This window comes from Megasphaera stantonii, assembly GCF_025567065.1.
Lineage (GTDB): Bacteria > Bacillota > Negativicutes > Veillonellales > Megasphaeraceae > Megasphaera > Megasphaera stantonii.
Map to the genome: position 1 here is coordinate 102916 of NZ_JAOQKD010000002.1, position 16408 is coordinate 119323.

Here is a 16408-nt window from a genome sequence, read left to right on the forward strand (position 1 = left end):
CACCTCTACTGCGGCAGCGGCGGATAGATGGTCTTCGTGCTCACGTTGGGAAGCATGCCGAGCTTTCCCGACAGGGCGCTGATCGTATCCTGCGGCGCGTCGATAATAATGCTGATGACGTTGATATCCTTATCCTTGTACGGAACGCCCATGCGGCCGACGATATACTCGCCGTATTCGTGAAGGAGCTCGTTGAGCTTCGTCGTCTCGTCCCGCTTGCCTACGATGATTCCGATAAGGGCTAATCTTGTTTCCATAGTCTTCCTCCTTTTGTATGAACAAAAAGACTCTGTGCGAAAACACAGAGCCTCGTAGCTTCCAAGTATACGTGCTTTCGCCTCGCCTGCGCAGAATTTCTTCTTTGCAGATAAGTACGGCTGCATGCCTATGACGTTTTCCATCAGAAGTCCTTCTGGAGCACGTGTTTTATTTATTATAGCAAAAAACGAGGGAAATGTATATCAATTTAGGGGAGAATACATTCCGCCGGCCCGCCTCTTGACAGCCCCCGCCTATCCCCCTATAGTAATAGTGATATATAGAAATAGGAGATGATACCGTGATTTGTCCTACCTGCGGCACAGAGCTGCGCGACGGCGTCCTCATGTGCCCCATCTGCGGCACGAAGCAAATCGTCCCGCCGCCGGCGCCGCCGAAAAACATGCAGAACAATCCGAAAATTTTCTCCAAGACCCGGGTCGTCAGCTTTATCATCGTCATGATATTCTTGATCATCGGCCTTTGGAGAGTCTTTCTGCAATAGCCTATCCGCCACAATTCCCCGTATATGATAAAAGGAGCCGCAGCAAGCGAAACTGCGGCTCCTTTTTTACAAGCGATTTTTCTATAAGCGTTTTCGTACTCTACTATGTGAATGCGTATTTCTAAAGAGGTCCTGCCGAATTATTTCAGGATAGCGCCGGAAATAATCATCTGCTGTACCTGGTTCGTGCCTTCGTAGATCTGAGTGATCTTAGCGTCGCGCATGTACCGTTCTACCGGGTATTCGCGGGTGAAACCGTAGCCGCCGAAGACCTGTACGGCGTCCGTCGTAACCTGCATCGCGATGTCGGAAGCGTATTTCTTAGCAATAGCCGCGTCCATGGAGTAGGACTTCACGTCGGGCTGGCCCATCTTCCAGGCTGCTTTGTATACGGCGAGGCGAGCCGTTTCGATCTTGAGCTTCATGTCAGCGAGCATGAAGGCGATAGCCTGCTTCGTAGCGATGGGTTTGCCGAACTGAACGCGTTCTTTCGCGTATTTAACAGCTTCGTTGTATGCGCCTTCGGCGATGCCGAGAGCCTGTGCGCCGACGCCTACGCGGCCGCCGTCGAGGGTCATCATCGCAATCTTGAAGCCTTCGCCTTCTTTGCCGAGGAGGTTGGCTGCCGGAACTTTAACGTTCTGGAATACGAGTTCGCGCTGTACGGAAGCGCGGATACCCATTTTGACTTCCTGTTTGCCGTAGGTGAAGCCTTCCATGCCTTTTTCAACGATGAACGCGCTCATGCCCTTCGCGCCCTTGGATTTATCCGTAGCTGCAAATACGATGGTTACGTCGGCTTCGCCGCCGTTGGTGTTGAAGACCTTGGATCCGTTGAGGATGTAGTAGTCGCCTTCCTTAACAGCCGTGGAGGAACCGTTGAGGGCGTCCGTGCCGGCGTTGGGTTCCGTCAAGCCGAAAGCGCCGAGCTTCGTGCCTTCTGCCAGGGGTTTCAAATATTTTTCCTTCTGTTCTGCCGTGCCGAACTTCCAGATAGGCCAGGAGCAGAGCATGGTGTGAACTTCGAAGCTCAGGGCGATGGAGGGGTCAACTTTGGCAACTTCTTCGCAGGCAACGGCCAGGCTGAGGAAGTCGGCGCCAACGCCGCCATTTTCTTCTTCCCAGGGAATGCCGAGGAGGCCGAGGGTGCCCATTTCATCGAGGATAGCGCGGTCGAAGATTTCCTTTTCGTCGCGTTCTTTTACGGTCGGAGCCAAGCGTTTTGTAGCAAAATCTTTGGCGAGATTGGCAATGTCTTGCTGCATTTCTGTGAGTTTAAAATCCATGAGTAATATTCCTCCTAAAAATATTTCCTAATACATACTATAGGTTATTAAGAAAGGCGTCACGATACATGACGCCTTTTTTAACCGATGCAGGTCAGGCAGACAGTCTATTATTTGTCTGTGAAGTTTGCTTTGCGTTTTTCAACGAAAGCAGCCATGCCTTCCTTCTGGTCTTCCGTAGCAAAGCAGAGGCCGAATACTTCGTCTTCATAGGCGATACCGGTAATAACGTCGCAGTTGATGCCGCGGTTGATAGCTGCTTTAGCAAGCTGTACGGCGATTTTAGCGTTGGAAGCGATCTTCTTAGCCGTCTTTTTAGCTTCGTCCATGAGCTGTTCCTGAGGAACGACTTTGTTTACGAGGCCGATGCGGTATGCTTCCTGAGCGTCGATCATCTGAGCCGTGAAGATCAGTTCTTTGCCGTAGCCGCGGCCAACGACACGGGGAAGGCGCTGCGTGCCGCCGAAACCGGGAGTAATGCCGAGGCCGACTTCGGGCTGGCCGAATTTAGCGTTGTCGGAAGCATAGCGGAAATCGCAAGCGCAGGCGAGTTCGCAGCCGCCGCCGAGAGCGTAGCCGTTTACAGCGGCGATAACCGGCTGGGGAAGATTTTCAATACGAGTAAACGTATCCTGAGCGATCTTTCCGAAGTGACGGCCTTCTACGGCGTTCTTCGTGGACATTTCGACGATATCTGCGCCGGCTACGAAGGATTTAGCGCCGCCGCCGGTAACGATGAGGACTTTAACTTCCGCGTCGTTTTCGATTTTGCCGACGCAGTCATTCAGTTCCATAACCGTTTCTGTATTCAAGGCGTTGAGAGCCTTCGGACGATTAATCGTCAAGATACCGATGCCGTCTTCTTTTGTAAATTCAATGTTCTGATAAGCCATTTTGAATAAACCTCCTTGGGAGAAATAATAAATTGGCCGAGCAGCGTTTTGCTTCCGCTTGACTTTGTGCTTTAAGTATACAAACTTTCCCGACGAAATGAAACAGGACGGTTTGGCATAAATTCGCACGCATTTCCAGTCTATAACATTCCTTTGCCTTCTTTTTGACTTTTTTTCTTCCTTCGTGAAATCCTTTTGCCACCCCATATATGCTGTGCTATAATGATGATACATTATTCAGACGGGCATTGGCCATTTTTTGCATTTTTAGGCAAACGAACGAAAAAGGAGGGATTCCACGATGATTTCAGACGGCTACGCATCGACGTTAAAGAGGCTGATTACGTTTACGCAGGCGAAATTTATTTCCCTCGCCGATATCGTAGGCTACGACGTATCGTACGTCAACAAGTGGAGCAACGGCACAAAGTTGCCTTCGTCCCGGTATGTAGAACGCATCAACGAAGAAATGGGCAATTATTTTGCCGAATTAATCGTAAAACAGAAAAAAGAAGAAAAATTTTATAAAACCTTCCCCATTTCCTGTGAAGTCAAGGATTTGGGCTTTGAAATCAGTCAATATCTCTGCGCCGCCTACCGATCGACGCTGCACCAGAACCACGCGACAAAGGTAAAGGAAAACCGCCCGTCCATTCAGGTCATTACGGGCCACCACGACACGGCGGCCTTCCTGGCCGACCTGCTGCAGAAGGGCGTCCAGAACCTCGAAAACGACGGCGAGCTCCTCATCCTCGGCGAATTCTGCACCTTGTACCAGGCCGGTTTTTGGAAATACTTCGATTCGATTCAGCTGGACTCGGTGAAGCTAACCATCCGCGTGGGACTGGACATGGACAAGCTGGAGCAGAACCCTGAATACGTGCAGCAGCTGTATAAGATGATCAACCGCTTTTTGGACTTCGATTTCGTCTTCTACGACTTCTGCGACATTCAAAACGCCAACCTCATCATCCTGCGCGGCGCCTTCGCCGTCCAGTACGCCATGTCCAACAATCCGCCCCGGTTCACCATGTGCACGTACATCTTCGACGAATCGACGGTTTGGGACATTTATGAAAAATTCAGCTTTACAGGCACGGAAAAGGAACCCCTCATTTCCGTCAGCAGCTCCCTCGGCATGGACGAAATGGGATACCGCACGGCCTTCTACGCGGCAAACAGCTTTTTCTTCTTCCTGACGAACGGCTTTGAATTCCTCCTGCCTCATGAAGTCTTCGAAAGCATTATCCGCGAAGTATCACCGGAGCAGGCCTTCTCAGTCCAGCGCCTCTGCGTCACGTGGGAAGAAATCGTAAACGCCGCGGAAATCGAGTTCATCACGACGACGTCGTCCCTCATGCGGTACTTAGAAACGGGGTACATCTACCTGACCGACGTGGAATATTCCCTGACGGCGGAAGAACGGAAGGAACACATCCAGACCGTACTGGAAACGATGCAGATCAACCCGCACATCGTCATCGGCGTGCTGCCCTCCTTCGGCGGCGATTCGACGTACAAGGGGGAAAACGTGTCCTTCTACTCCAACTACAAGACGGGCTTCCTGAAAAAGAACAAGAAGTACATCCACAATCAGGCCAGCCCCTTCTACCTCATCGTCAACCGCCGGCTCCATTCCATCTTCCTCAAATATTTCCAGAGCTTAAAGGACCTGAACGTATACCATCAGTATACGCTGGAGCAGCTGAACCAAAAATACGACCAATACAAGCCCCTCATCGAGCGGACCTTATCCTTGAAATAACGATACATACATGCAAATACGGCATTGGGATGCATACCCAATGCCGTATTTGCATGTATAAATGAATCTTTATTTTGTATGTCTTTCCAGCGCATCCCAGGCCTCGTCAGCCCGCTCCACGAACAACTGCCGGACGGCTTCGTTTTCGCCCAGACCGTGAATATACGGCGTGACGGCAAAGCCGGCTCTTTCCAAGATGCTCTTGTGGGAATCTTCTTCGCTGCCGGCCATGTCGTTGTTGGCGTGGTCGCCGGCGACGACCATCATAGGCATGATAGTCACATGTTCGATTCCCTTAGCCTTCAGCATCGGAATGACCGTATCGAGGTGGGGCCAGCCTTCGACGGAATAGACGAAGACGTTCCCCAGGCCGGCCGCGTCAAAGCGGCTCTGCAGGACGGAATAATAGGCGTTGGCCGGATGGGGCGTGCCGTGGGCCATGACCAGGACGGCATCGGTCTCGCCTAACCTGGGAAACTGCGTCCCCATGGCCTGCACGAATTCGGCTACGTCGTCGCGCTGGTTTTCCTGGCCCATCCAATACAGGACAGGCGTGCCCAAGGTCATCTTTTTAAACTGGCCCTTGTACATCTCGAACAAGGCGGCGTTGTAATCGTATTCTATGCCGGGAATGACGTTGAGCGTCGTAACGGCGACGCGCGTATAGCCCTCGTTCTTCAGCTGTTCCAGAGCCTGCTCCGGCGTAGGAATACGCAGGCCTTCGTTCTGTTGAATGCGGTCGATAATGATGTGGGACGTAAAGGCCAAGACGACCTTCGTATCGGGATGGGCGGCCTGAATTTCCGCTACGGTCTTATCGATCGTCGCCGCCCTGTTTTCCGCGTACGTCGTGCCGAAGCTCAATACGAGGATAGCGTCTTTATTTTCCGCCTCCTTCATGGCCGGGTTGTCGTATGACCGGACGCCGATCTGCGCCGCCTGACGCAGGGCCGGCGTAGCGTTCTTTACCTCCCGATTCAGGGTATAGCCGGCCGAGCTGGCCGGAAGGGCGCCGACCGCGCCGATTGAAATGCCAAGTACTGCCATCGTCACAACCTTCTTCCATCGTTCCTTCTTCATACTATCACTCCTATGTCCGTTGATGATTACATACTGCCGTCACCACCCAACGCATAGGCATATATATAATGCCGCACGAATCCCGCGCGGCATAGTCATAGCGTCATATACGCATTCAATCTCCATCCCCATCGCTCGCAGGTCTGTCGGTGATTATCAGTCAGGCAGTTCTTCTGGCTCGGATTCATCGCTCCGCTGCGCCTTCCCATGCCTATGGGGCACAGTGACATCATGCAGCATAGCTCATCCTTACAGCGGCGGGACCGCGCCGGCATTGCACCGGTCTTCTCTATTAAGTCTGCGACACCTGACCTGCAATATGTAATTTCATTTACTATAGCATGACATATATCCCTATGTCAAAGACTTTTATTTCATGCTTTCCTTGATGGATTTCAAGTCTTCAATGTCGATGTTTTTCAAAATCTTGCGGAACTGCTCCAGCTGGCTTTCTACCTCCGCCGACAGCTTGGGGAAATCAGGATTGATTTCCCGCAGCGATTTCAGGACGATCTGAGCCACGACGTACCGCGTATACCACTTGTTGTCCGCCGGTACGACATACCACGGCGCGTAGTTCTTCGTCGTCGCCGAGATGACCTCGCTGTACACCTTCTGATAGCGGTTCCAGTACTGCCGTTCTTCGATATCGGACATGGAAAACTTCCAGTTCTTCTGCTTGGTCACGATGCGGTCGATGAGGCGCTTTTTCTGCTCGGCCTTCGACACGTGGAGAAAAATCTTGATGACCGGGAACCCATTTTCCGTCAGGTATTTTTCCCAGTCGCAAATCTGGCGGTACCGCTTCTTCCAGATGCCGTCGCTGATCAGCTCTTCCGGCAGGCCGTCGCTTTCAATCAAGTTGTGAATGCGTGCTATGACGACGTCCTCGTAGTGAGAGCGGTTGAATATGCCGATTTCGCCGCGGCTGGGCAGGGCCTTGTTGACGCGCCACATGTAGTCGTGTTCCTTTTCTTCCGTGCTGGGCTGCTTGAAGCTGTGAACGTGGACCGCCGCCGGGTTCAGGCGGGCGAACACGTGCTTGATCGTGCCGTCCTTGCCGGCCGCATCCATGGCCTGCAGCACGATCAAAATGCCGTACTGGCCTTCGGCAAACAGCTTTTCCTGCCACTGCTTCATTTCTTCAATGGCCTGGGGCATGAGCTCCGTCTTGACCTTTTCCTTATCTATGTCGACGTCGCAGACTGTAGAAAACTTGCTCAAATCAATTTTTTCGCCTTCCCTGGCTAAATATCTCTTGATGTCCATACTTAACCTGCCTTCCCCTCTCCCGAAGGAGCTATATCATTTATTTATATTGTACATCGTATCATGAATTTTATAAATAATAAAAAAACATATTTACCATTACAAATTCACATTAAAAATCTTCATCTATCCCGAAACTGCCGGCCATAAGCCGTCTGCCGCGCCGTATCTCCCCGTCCGGGCCGGCGCGGCGCTCCTTGCAGATTTTGAAAGTCCCCGTCCCTACACATTGCCGGAAGTCCTGCTATAATAAAGCTGTACAATGGCTCTGGACAGGAGGTACCCGGATGGACAAGATGTCGATAGAATTACTCCAGCAACAAAACCCGTTCATGTCGCTGAACGACATTACCTACACGATTTTGCTTCAGGAAATCGTATGCTTCCGCATCCCTCCCGGCAGCTGGATTAACGAAAACGCCGTCGCCAAGCAGCTGGGCATCAGCCGGTCGCCCATGAAATACGCCCTGAGCCGATTGGAAAAGGAAGGCTACGTCAAAAAATCCCATAAGTACAGCGTGACGGGCTTTTCCATCAAAGAGTACACCGACTTAAAGGAGCTGTGCTTTCTCTTGGAATCGTACGCCGCCGGCCGGGCCGCCGTCGCCGCGACGGATACTCAGCTAGAAGAGCTGCGCGAGTTGGCACACCAGATGAACGACATATGCTGCCGCGTAGACGAAACGCCCCGGGACGTCCTGTCGCGGACGATCATGGATTTGGAATACCAATTCCACTTAAAGCTCGTCATGCTCGCCGATTCGCCTTTATTATCCGACCTGTACGAGCAAATCAAGTTCAAGCTGTTCCGCTACCGCAGCTATATGATTTACAATCCGCCCGAAGGGTATTACGACATCATCGAAACGGATCACCTGGTCATCTGCGACGTCCTAGCCCTGCACGACCGCCAGCTGGCCGAATCCATCCTGCGCCGTCACCTGAGCTTCTTCAACACCCACTTCCTTAAATTATTTCATATAAACAGTTTATAAATATCATATTTCAAAAGTCAAAAGCATTGTCTGTAATTAAATTTACGGCAATGCTTTTATTTTTTGTTTCACATTCCAGTCATTTTACCGCCTTCTGCTGAATAATTCCGTCGTTTTTCCGGCCTTTTGTACAAATTTTGACACATACGGAAGGATAGGATATTCTACAATTAACTAAAACGCATTTATAATATGCATTTAAAACATGTTATAAATGGAACGTGTTCGTTTTATCAAAGCCAATTACACAAAGCAGATTCTTTTACAAGCGGAGGTGTTTAGGTCATGGCTGGTTTATTAAAATTTGTTTCCTTTTTTACCAAATACGTCACGTTGTGGGTCATCCTCTGCGCCGTATTTGCCTATTTCTTTCCCGAGCCGCTGAAGCCTTACGGCAGCTGGATTTCCTATTTTTTAGGCATTATCATGCTCAGCATGGGCCTGTCCATGTCACCCAACGACTTTAAGCTCATCTTCTCCCGACCGAAGGACGTCATCATCGGCGTCGTCACCTTGTACGTCTTTATGCCCCTCGTCGGGCTCGGCATCGGCACCTTCCTCAACCTCTCGCCGATGCTCCTCGTCGGCTTCGTCCTCCTCGGCTGCTGTCCTACGGGTACGTCATCCAACGTCATGACCTTCCTGGCAAAGGGCGATAAGGCCTTGTCCGTCACCATTTCCAGCATCAGCACCATCGTAGCGCCATTTATCATGCCCGTGCTGCTCCTGTTTTACGTAAAGCAGTACGTAGATATCGACGCCGTGGGGTTATTCATCAGCATCATTCAGATTATCATCATCCCTATCGTCTCAGGGCTTATTGTCAATAAGGTCTGCAAAAAACAGATGCCGGTCATTCAGAAGATCGTCCCCTTATTTACGGTACTGGCCCTGCTGGGCATCATCCTCGTCGTCGTAGCCCTGAACGTCGAACGGCTGCAGACCGTGGCCCTGATGGCCGCCGTCGCCATGATCCTCTACACCGTCATCGGCCTGATCGTCGGCTTTTCCGTATCCCGCCTCCTGCGCATGCCCCAGGCTAAGGGCAAGGCCATGACCTTCGTCATCGGCGTGCAGAACACGGCCTTAGCCGTAACGCTGGGCATTACGTACTTCGATCCCCTGGCCGCCATCCCCGGAGCCATCGGCGTCGTCTTTACGACGGTATTCTGTTCGTTTATCGCCTCTCTCTGGGGCAACCGGACCGTCGAAGAATAAGGCATTATCAGCATATCCTGTTTATTTTTAATCACTTGCAGAAGGAGCGTGTCATCGTATGTCAACATTCAACAAAGTAACGGACGAATTAGTACAGGAACTGAAAAGCGTATTAGGCGAAAAGGGCGTCACCGTCGACCCGGAAAAATTAGACGTCTACAAGACGGACGAAGAAGGTAACTCCTATTGGTTCCACACGCCGGAAGTCGTCGTCTTCCCCGAAACAACGGAACAAGTAGCGGAAGTCGTAAAGCTCGCCAATAAATACCTCGTGCCGATTACGCCCCGCGCAGCCGGCTCCGGCGTCGCCTGCGGCGCCATCCCCGTCCACGGCGGCATGGTCATGGAGCTGGACCGCATGGACAAAATCCTGAAAATTGATACGGACAACATGTACGCCGTCGTTCAGACCGGCGTCCGCACCAGCGTCATCCAAAAGACGGTCAACGAATACGGCCTGCTCTATGCCGGCGACCCCTGCAGCGCCGACAGCTGCCAGATCGGCGGCAACGTCGCGACCAACGCCGGCGGCAACAAGGCCGTCAAATACGGCACGACGCGCAACCAGATTTACGGCATGAAGGTCGTCACGCCTACAGGCGACATCGTCGACGTCGGCGCGCGCCTGCAGAAATGTTCTACAGGCTACTGCCTGGAACAGCTCATCTGCGGTTCCGAAGGCACCCTGGGCATCGTAACGGAAGTCACGCTGAAGCTCCGTCCCCTGCCGCCGTATAAATTCGACCTCGTCGCCATCTTCAAGGAAGACGAAAAGGGATTCGCCCTGCCCAACAAGATCCTCAAGGCCGGCCTCGAACCGACGAGCATCGAATACATGGACAACAAGGCCCTGTCCATGTGCAGCAAGTTCTGCAAGGTATCCCTGCCCCACGTCGACGAAGGCTGCTGCTACGTCATCATTACGGTAGAAACGTTCGACGAAGACGAACTGGACAAGAAGATGGAAAAACTGAGCGATTTGTGCGACGCCATGGGCGCTGTCGACGTCATCCAGGCCGACGACCGCATCTGGGGATGCCGCCGTCAATTCGCCGAAGCGGCCCGCGACATCGACATCATGTTCGTCGCCGAAGACTTCGTCGTTCCCCTCGAACACATCGCCGAAATCACCTCCAAGATTCCGGGATTGGAAGAAAAACACGGCATTTACAGCGTAACGTCGGCCCATATCGGCGACGGCAACATCCACGTCCTGCCGCTGAACGTCGACAAGCTGTCTCCTATCGAATGGATGGAAAAGATGGAAGGCTTCCATAAAGACCTGTTCGACGAAGTATACGCCTTAGGCGGCAAGATGTCCGGCGAACACGGCATCGGCTACAAAAAGCTCCACGACTTCAAGCGCTGCACGCCTCCCGGCGAATACAAGATAATCTGCGCCATCAAGAAGGCCCTCGATCCCAACAACATCCTCAACCCGTCGAAGATCATCAACGTCGACGACCAATAACTTCGCATTCTCTCCTATGATTCCCATATTCAACTAAATCACCTTAATGAACGAAAGGCCCCCCGTCTTCATGGACGGAGGGCCTTTCGCCGTGCTGGGAAGCCTTTATATCCATTTGTCAAATACGAATAAGAGGGCCGGCATCGTAAGGATAGACAATATCGTCGATAAGACGCACAGCTCGGCCGAATACACCGGGTCCTTGTCGTATAAGGCGGCCATAGACGTGACGATAGCTGCCGTCGGCGTAATAGACGCCAAAAATATGGTCATGAGAATGTTCTTTCCGTCATCAATAAAGGACGCCGCGCCCAACAGGGCCAGAACGCCGGCCAGGACGACAGGATATACGACGAGCCGCAGGCTTACGGGCAGATAGGCACGAAGCTTGCCGAAGATTTCCTTTAAATCGCAGTCGGCAATCGCCATGCCCGTAATGAGCATGCCGACGGGGCCGATCATGGAGCCGACGCTGCTCAGGGTCTGGTCGATCAGAGGCGGCAGGGAAATATGCAGCAGAAAGAGGGCTGCGCCGAAGCATATGGCCAGAATGTTGATGTTGCAGACGATGCTGCGGATATGGATTTCCCCTCGCCCGCAGAGCAGGCAGGAGCCGTGAGTCCATAGCAATATCAGCTGGACTACGGCGTAGGCGCAGGGATAAATGAGGTAATCCGGCCCCAGCAGGGCCGTGACCAGGGGAAAGACCAGTATGCCCGCATTGGTATAAATCAAGGCCATTTGCTCGACAGCCTTCAGGCTGAAGAGAGGGCGGAAGGCCGCCGTGAGGAGGATAAACAAGGCGTGAACGGCGACGGCGGCGCCAAAGGCAAAGAGCAGCCCTCTGCGCACGGCCTCGCTCGGCTCTACCTGAAAGGAATGGATGATGACGCAGGGCAAAATGAGATAGACCAGCAGGACGGACAAGGCCTTGCCGTCAGAGCTGCGCAGCTTGCCCGTCCGTATGAGGGCGAACCCCATGAGCATGATAAGAAACAGCTTTACCGTTTCCTTCAATAATATCAGACTAATTTCCACTGAAGTTTCCTTCTTTCTCCATAGACGACGAAGCCAAAGAAGACGATATCCCTATTTCATGGCGCCGTCGTTCGTCCTGTTCCATTATATGAACACTTTTATTTTTGTATAAGTTTATACTATTTTCATTTCTTGTCAATGGAGTCTGATAACTTTACCGTATCATTTTTATATGACCAGTATGCTCATGATTTATATATCATACAGGTACCAGCGGCGCTTTCCTGCATCAAAAAAACAGGCCGCCTTGCCGCGCGCATTTGTACCGCGGCCCTCGACGGCCTGTTTCGTCAGACAATTCCGTATATCGTTACGGCCCGATTACCATTTGTTTAAAAACGCCGTTACTTTATGGACGCCATGTACTCCAGATATTCTTTCTTCGTCATGAGGGGCTGGTAGCCGTCCAGCAGGTCTTCGATGCCCTGGGCGTCGCCGTAAAGCAAGTCGATGAGGACGCAGGCCAGCGCCTGGGGCGTCTTCGTGTACGCCGTCTTTTCTTCAAAGAGGGTGAAATCCACGCTGTGCAGCGCGCCGTGGACGCAGCCGACCCAGGGATGGATAATCGGCATGAGGTGCGACACGTCGCCCATATCGGTGCTGCCCGTATCCTGAGGCGTATAGCGGATATGCTCTGCGCCGAAGATGGACTGGCAGTTTTCTTCCAGCAGCTTCGTCATTTTTTTATCCTGACGCATGGGCAGGTAGCCCGGCAGATTCTGAATTTCACAGGTCGCGCCGACGGCCATCGCCCCAGCCTGCAGGGCCCTGTCGACGCTGGCGTTATATTCTTTAATGGCCTCGACAGAGGCGGCGCGGACGTAGCTTTCCATCCGCACGTGATCAGGCACGACGTTTACCAGATCGCCGCCGCTGGTGATGATAGGATGGAAGCGGACGTAGTCTTCTTCACGGAAGGTTTCGCGCAGAGCGTTGACGCCCATGAGGCCCAGCATGGCCGCATTCAGGGCGTTGATGCCGTCGTGAGGAGCCGCCGCGGCGTGAGCCGCTTTGCCATGGTATTCGACGAGCTTGCTGACGAAGCCGTCACAGGGGCTTCCGAGCTGGATTTCGCCTTGCGGGTCGTCCGTCGTCGTGACGTGCATCTGCATCGCCGCATCGATATCGTCGAAGCCGCCCTGGTAAATAATTTCTTCCTTGCCGCCGAGGAAATGAATTTTTCCCTTATTCCGCAGGGAATTTCTGTATTCGATTTCGATGCATTCTTCAGCGGGTACGGCAAATAAAACGACGTCGCCGCCCAAATATTTCATGGCGTCCGTATCGTGCAGGGCCATGGCGACGGCCATCAGGTTGGCCATCTGTACGTAGTGGCCGCAGCAGTGCGCCGCTCCCGTCGTTTCGTCGGCGCCGGGATGATTGCGGCAGACCAAGGCGTCCAGCTCGCCGAAGACGGCGACGGTGCGGTCCGATTTCGTCCCCTTCATGCGGCCTTTTACGCCGTTGATGCCCCAGCCGTCCGTATAGGAAATACCCAGTTCGTCGAAGGCTTTCTTTACCTTAGCCGACGTCTTATATTCCTTGTAGCCCAATTCCGGTTCGGCGAAGATAGATTCGCCGAAGGCCTTTATGTCGTCGAAGCGCTTTTCAATGGCTTCGCACACCGCTTTCTTTAATTCTTCTTTTGTCATTTATACACACCTTTTTTCATAAGATTTGCTTGCTTAGAATATGCCTTCCAGATGAAGAACTATTTCCGCCATAATCGTCGCACCGAGGAACGAACCGGTCGCTACCATAAGCGCTACGGGAACGATACGCCAGGACAGGCGCTTAAAGGCCGGAATATCCTTGCCCAGCGACAAGCCGGCATAGGCCAGGATCGGCGTCGTCGCAGCCAGTACGCTGAACTTGCCCGTCGTCTGGGTAATCCAGGCTTCGCCGGGGAATCCGGGAATCGACACGATGACGGCGATGATAGAGGCCCAGAACACGATAGGCAGCTTATTCAGGCCGGGAACATGGGCCAGCAGCACGCCGATGAGGGACAGGACGACAAAGACGATAGAGCTGATAGCCGAATCGGCAAGAGTGCCGCCGAAGCCGACGCAGTTGCCGACGGTGCAGAAAATACCAGTTAATACTAAAATGATGATCGTGTCGCGCATCATGTCGCCAAAGCTCTGCTTTTCCGCAGCCTTGGGAACGGCGTCGGCGACGACGTTTTCTTCCTGAACCGCTTCGACAGGAGCATTTTTAGACCGTTTATCGCCCGTAACCAGCTCGTATACCTTAACCGTAACGGGCAGGGAAATGAACAGGGCGAAGTAAATGCCCAAAATGGTCGTCATGAGGTTTGCCGCGCCGGCATAGGCCTGGATGCGCTGCGCTTCTTCCGGGAATACGGCGACCAGAGAGCCGATAGACGCGGCCATCATGCTGGCGCTGCCGATGCCGCCGCCCATCGCCAGGGCATAGGGATGGAAAAATCCCGTCCGGGCGATAATGCCGCTCAGAATAGAAATCCACAGCGCGCCGAACAAGGTGCCGCAGATGTACATGCCCATAACGCCGCGGCCTTCAGGAGAAAAGATACCGTATTTTTCAGCAATAATCGCTACGTTCGGTTCGCGGTCAATAGAATAGCAGGCGCCGATAGCTTCGCGGCCCATCTTTAAGGCCAGGGCCATGGGAAGGCCGAAGATGATCGTGCCGAAGAAGTGACCTAATTCCTGCATGATCAACGCCCAGCCGGAATTCAGCAGCATGTGCAGGTTCGGCCCGATGCCGAGACCGATCTTTACGATCAGCACCAGCATGGCAATCGGCATAACCTTGCCGGCTACATCCATCATTTTTTCATTCATGACTCCAAGAGACGGATAACTGAGGATGCCGCCCATTACCAGTGCATACAGCAGCGGTAAAAATACGACGAGACCGAAAGAATGAACGCCTATCAGCTCAGCAATAATGATGATAATGAACGCAAATAGGTGCACCTTCCAATTCCTAAGCAATTCCATAAAAATCCCTCCTATAAATACATTTGTATGATTTTAATAATACCATACTTTCCCCTATTACCATAGGCTTTTTTTGTATTTATACAGGAAATATTTTCCTGACCCAATCGCATATATTCCCTTGTCTACGTAACAAGTATATATTTTGTATACTATAAAATATACAAATCGCAGTTATGATACATACGAAAATACAGGAACTATCTCCGCATGATGGGCGATACTAAAAAAAGAAGCCGTATCACCGCCAGTACCATAACTTTCAATCCACACCCTCGCGTAGAGGGTGACTTTTTTCTATTGGTTTATTACGAGGTATAACTCCCATTTCAATCCACACCCTCGCGTGGAGGGTGACTTTGGTTATCAAATTGAGGATTTGAGTGCTAAAAAATTTCAATCCACACCCTCGCGTGGAGGGTGACATCAGCTTGTTTCGACGTTTGATACATTGCCGATTATTTCAATCCACACCCTCGCGTGGAGGGTGACGTTGTAAGCCGCCTCGATTTTACGATCATTATCTTATTTCAATCCACACCCTCGCGTGGAGGGTGACTCTTCATTTCATATAACAGTTTTCTTTTTTTTACGATTTCAATCCACACCCTCGCGTGGAGGGTGACAGTCCGCCAGCCCCCATGTCGCCGTCTGCACAAAATTTCAATCCACACCCTCGCGTGGAGGGTGACGACTGAGCATCGTCAATTTGAGCTGCAGCGTTTCATTTCAATCCACACCCTCGCGTGGAGGGTGACCGGAGGTACTGCCAGCGACTGGTTCTTTTTGCGTTATTTCAATCCACACCCTCGCGTGGAGGGTGACTTAACTGTTCACGAGTAAAGTAATTACCGAGAATATTTCAATCCACACCCTCGCGTGGAGGGTAACTGATTAGCTTAGTATCTAAATACGCCGCAAAAATTATTTCAATCCACACCCTCGCGTGGAGGGTGACGTTTCCCTCATTGTGTAAGCCGAGTTAGATAAAGATTTCAATCCACACCCTCGCGTGGAGGGTGACGTGGGGGCAGAGGCAAAAAATAGGCAAAAAAAGTTATTTCAATCCACACCCTCGCGTGGAGGGTGACTTCAAAGAGCGGTTTAATCGCTCCATCACTACCAATTTCAATCCACACCCTCGCGTGGAGGGTGACCGCTACATTTGGTATCTCTTACTCCTAAACATAGCATATATAGAATCCTATACAATTTTATCCAGCTGATTTGCTGAAAATCGCCGTCTATTTTGACAGCATATTACTTGTTTGAGTGCGAATCTTCCTGGTATATATCCGATGCTTACGACTCGCACAGCCTATTTCTATTGCCGGAAAGCCGCTACAGAATCAACGGGCCTTCTATGTCATATCGTTTGTCGACGCCGATGGATTCTACGGTCTTTTTATAGTGTTTCCCGAGGCGATAGAAACGCAAGTTATCGACAGATTCGTCAATCACCTCATGTAATTGGTGTTTCAGCTGCAAATATTGTCCTTCGTCTACTTCGCATTCAAATACAGAGTTTTGAACGCGCTGCCCATAGTTTAAACATATTTTAGCAGCCGTCCGCAGGCGGCGTTTTCCTGCCGCTGAATTCGTACTGATATCGTACGAAACTAAAATATACATTTCGTCTGCCA

General features: G+C 51.8%; 14 protein-coding genes, 1 CRISPR repeat array and 1 riboswitch. Of the genes, 5 read left to right on the top strand and 9 right to left on the bottom strand.

Annotation, left to right across the window (positions count from 1 at the left end; translation table 11 throughout):
- Positions 1–5: 5 nt before the first annotated feature.
- On the bottom strand, positions 6–257 hold the full coding sequence (locus tag OCV58_RS02500) for a TM1266 family iron-only hydrogenase system putative regulator (protein ID WP_087478794.1): 252 nt from the start codon (positions 255–257) through the stop codon (positions 6–8).
- Between the two features lie 302 nt (positions 258–559).
- Between OCV58_RS02500 and OCV58_RS02505 the strand changes: the two genes are divergently transcribed.
- On the top strand, positions 560–763 hold the full coding sequence (locus tag OCV58_RS02505; protein ID WP_087478793.1) for a zinc-ribbon domain-containing protein: 204 nt from the start codon (positions 560–562) through the stop codon (positions 761–763).
- Between the two features lie 140 nt (positions 764–903).
- On the opposite strand, the gene OCV58_RS02510 is transcribed toward OCV58_RS02505, so the two are convergent.
- Both OCV58_RS02510 and OCV58_RS02515 read right to left on the bottom strand, forming a co-directional pair.
- The gene (locus OCV58_RS02510; protein ID WP_095629585.1) at positions 904–2049 is read right to left on the bottom strand and encodes an acyl-CoA dehydrogenase; all 1146 of its coding nucleotides are present in this window, start codon (positions 2047–2049) and stop codon (positions 904–906) included.
- 110 nt (positions 2050–2159) lie between these two features.
- Positions 2160–2942, bottom strand: coding sequence for a short-chain-enoyl-CoA hydratase (locus OCV58_RS02515; RefSeq protein ID WP_087478730.1), 783 nt, complete (start codon positions 2940–2942; stop codon positions 2160–2162).
- A gap of 301 nt (positions 2943–3243) precedes the next feature.
- Here OCV58_RS02515 and OCV58_RS02520 point away from each other — a divergent pair, with 301 nt between their 5' ends.
- On the top strand, positions 3244–4707 hold the full coding sequence (locus OCV58_RS02520) for a hypothetical protein (RefSeq protein WP_154876848.1): 1464 nt from the start codon (positions 3244–3246) through the stop codon (positions 4705–4707).
- Positions 4708–4776: 69 nt separating this feature from the next.
- Here OCV58_RS02520 and OCV58_RS02525 read toward each other — a convergent pair whose 3' ends face one another.
- Together OCV58_RS02525 and OCV58_RS02530 are read right to left on the bottom strand one after the other, a co-directional pair.
- On the bottom strand, positions 4777–5787 hold the full coding sequence (locus OCV58_RS02525; RefSeq protein WP_154876849.1) for a sirohydrochlorin cobaltochelatase: 1011 nt from the start codon (positions 5785–5787) through the stop codon (positions 4777–4779).
- Between the two features lie 146 nt (positions 5788–5933).
- Positions 5934–6113, bottom strand: a riboswitch (cobalamin riboswitch).
- A gap of 43 nt (positions 6114–6156) precedes the next feature.
- Positions 6157–7056 (bottom strand): PPK2 family polyphosphate kinase, encoded by a 900-nt coding sequence (locus OCV58_RS02530; RefSeq protein WP_087478727.1) that lies wholly within the window; start codon positions 7054–7056, stop codon positions 6157–6159.
- A 287-nt stretch (positions 7057–7343) separates the two neighbouring features.
- On the opposite strand from OCV58_RS02530, the gene OCV58_RS02535 reads away from it, so the two are divergent.
- From OCV58_RS02535 to OCV58_RS02545, 3 genes are all read left to right on the top strand, one after another.
- The gene (locus OCV58_RS02535) at positions 7344–8051 is read left to right on the top strand and encodes a GntR family transcriptional regulator (protein ID WP_154876850.1); all 708 of its coding nucleotides are present in this window, start codon (positions 7344–7346) and stop codon (positions 8049–8051) included.
- A gap of 285 nt (positions 8052–8336) precedes the next feature.
- Positions 8337–9269, top strand: coding sequence for a bile acid:sodium symporter family protein (locus OCV58_RS02540; RefSeq protein ID WP_154876851.1), 933 nt, complete (start codon positions 8337–8339; stop codon positions 9267–9269).
- Between the two features lie 58 nt (positions 9270–9327).
- Entirely contained in the window at positions 9328–10740 is a 1413-nt protein-coding gene (locus tag OCV58_RS02545; RefSeq protein WP_095629590.1) for an FAD-binding oxidoreductase, read from the top strand.
- A 105-nt stretch (positions 10741–10845) separates the two neighbouring features.
- On the opposite strand, the gene OCV58_RS02550 is transcribed toward OCV58_RS02545, so the two are convergent.
- The 4 genes from OCV58_RS02550 to cas2 form a co-directional block, all read right to left on the bottom strand.
- Entirely contained in the window at positions 10846–11778 is a 933-nt protein-coding gene (locus OCV58_RS02550) for an AEC family transporter (RefSeq protein WP_154876852.1), read from the bottom strand.
- A gap of 344 nt (positions 11779–12122) precedes the next feature.
- Positions 12123–13430 carry an amidohydrolase gene (locus OCV58_RS02555; protein ID WP_154876853.1) on the bottom strand — a complete coding sequence of 436 codons (1308 nt, stop codon included), beginning with the start codon at positions 13428–13430 and terminating at the stop codon, positions 12123–12125.
- Between the two features lie 33 nt (positions 13431–13463).
- Complete coding sequence (locus tag OCV58_RS02560; protein WP_154876854.1) at positions 13464–14765, bottom strand: DUF3100 domain-containing protein; 1302 nt, start codon at positions 14763–14765, stop codon at positions 13464–13466.
- A 259-nt stretch (positions 14766–15024) separates the two neighbouring features.
- Positions 15025–15922: direct repeats of the CRISPR family, unit length 32 nt; unit sequence ATTTCAATCCACACCCTCGCGTGGAGGGTGAC.
- A gap of 184 nt (positions 15923–16106) precedes the next feature.
- On the bottom strand, positions 16107–16397 hold the full coding sequence (gene cas2, locus OCV58_RS02565; protein ID WP_095629594.1) for a CRISPR-associated endonuclease Cas2: 291 nt from the start codon (positions 16395–16397) through the stop codon (positions 16107–16109).
- Positions 16398–16408 lie beyond the last annotated feature (11 nt).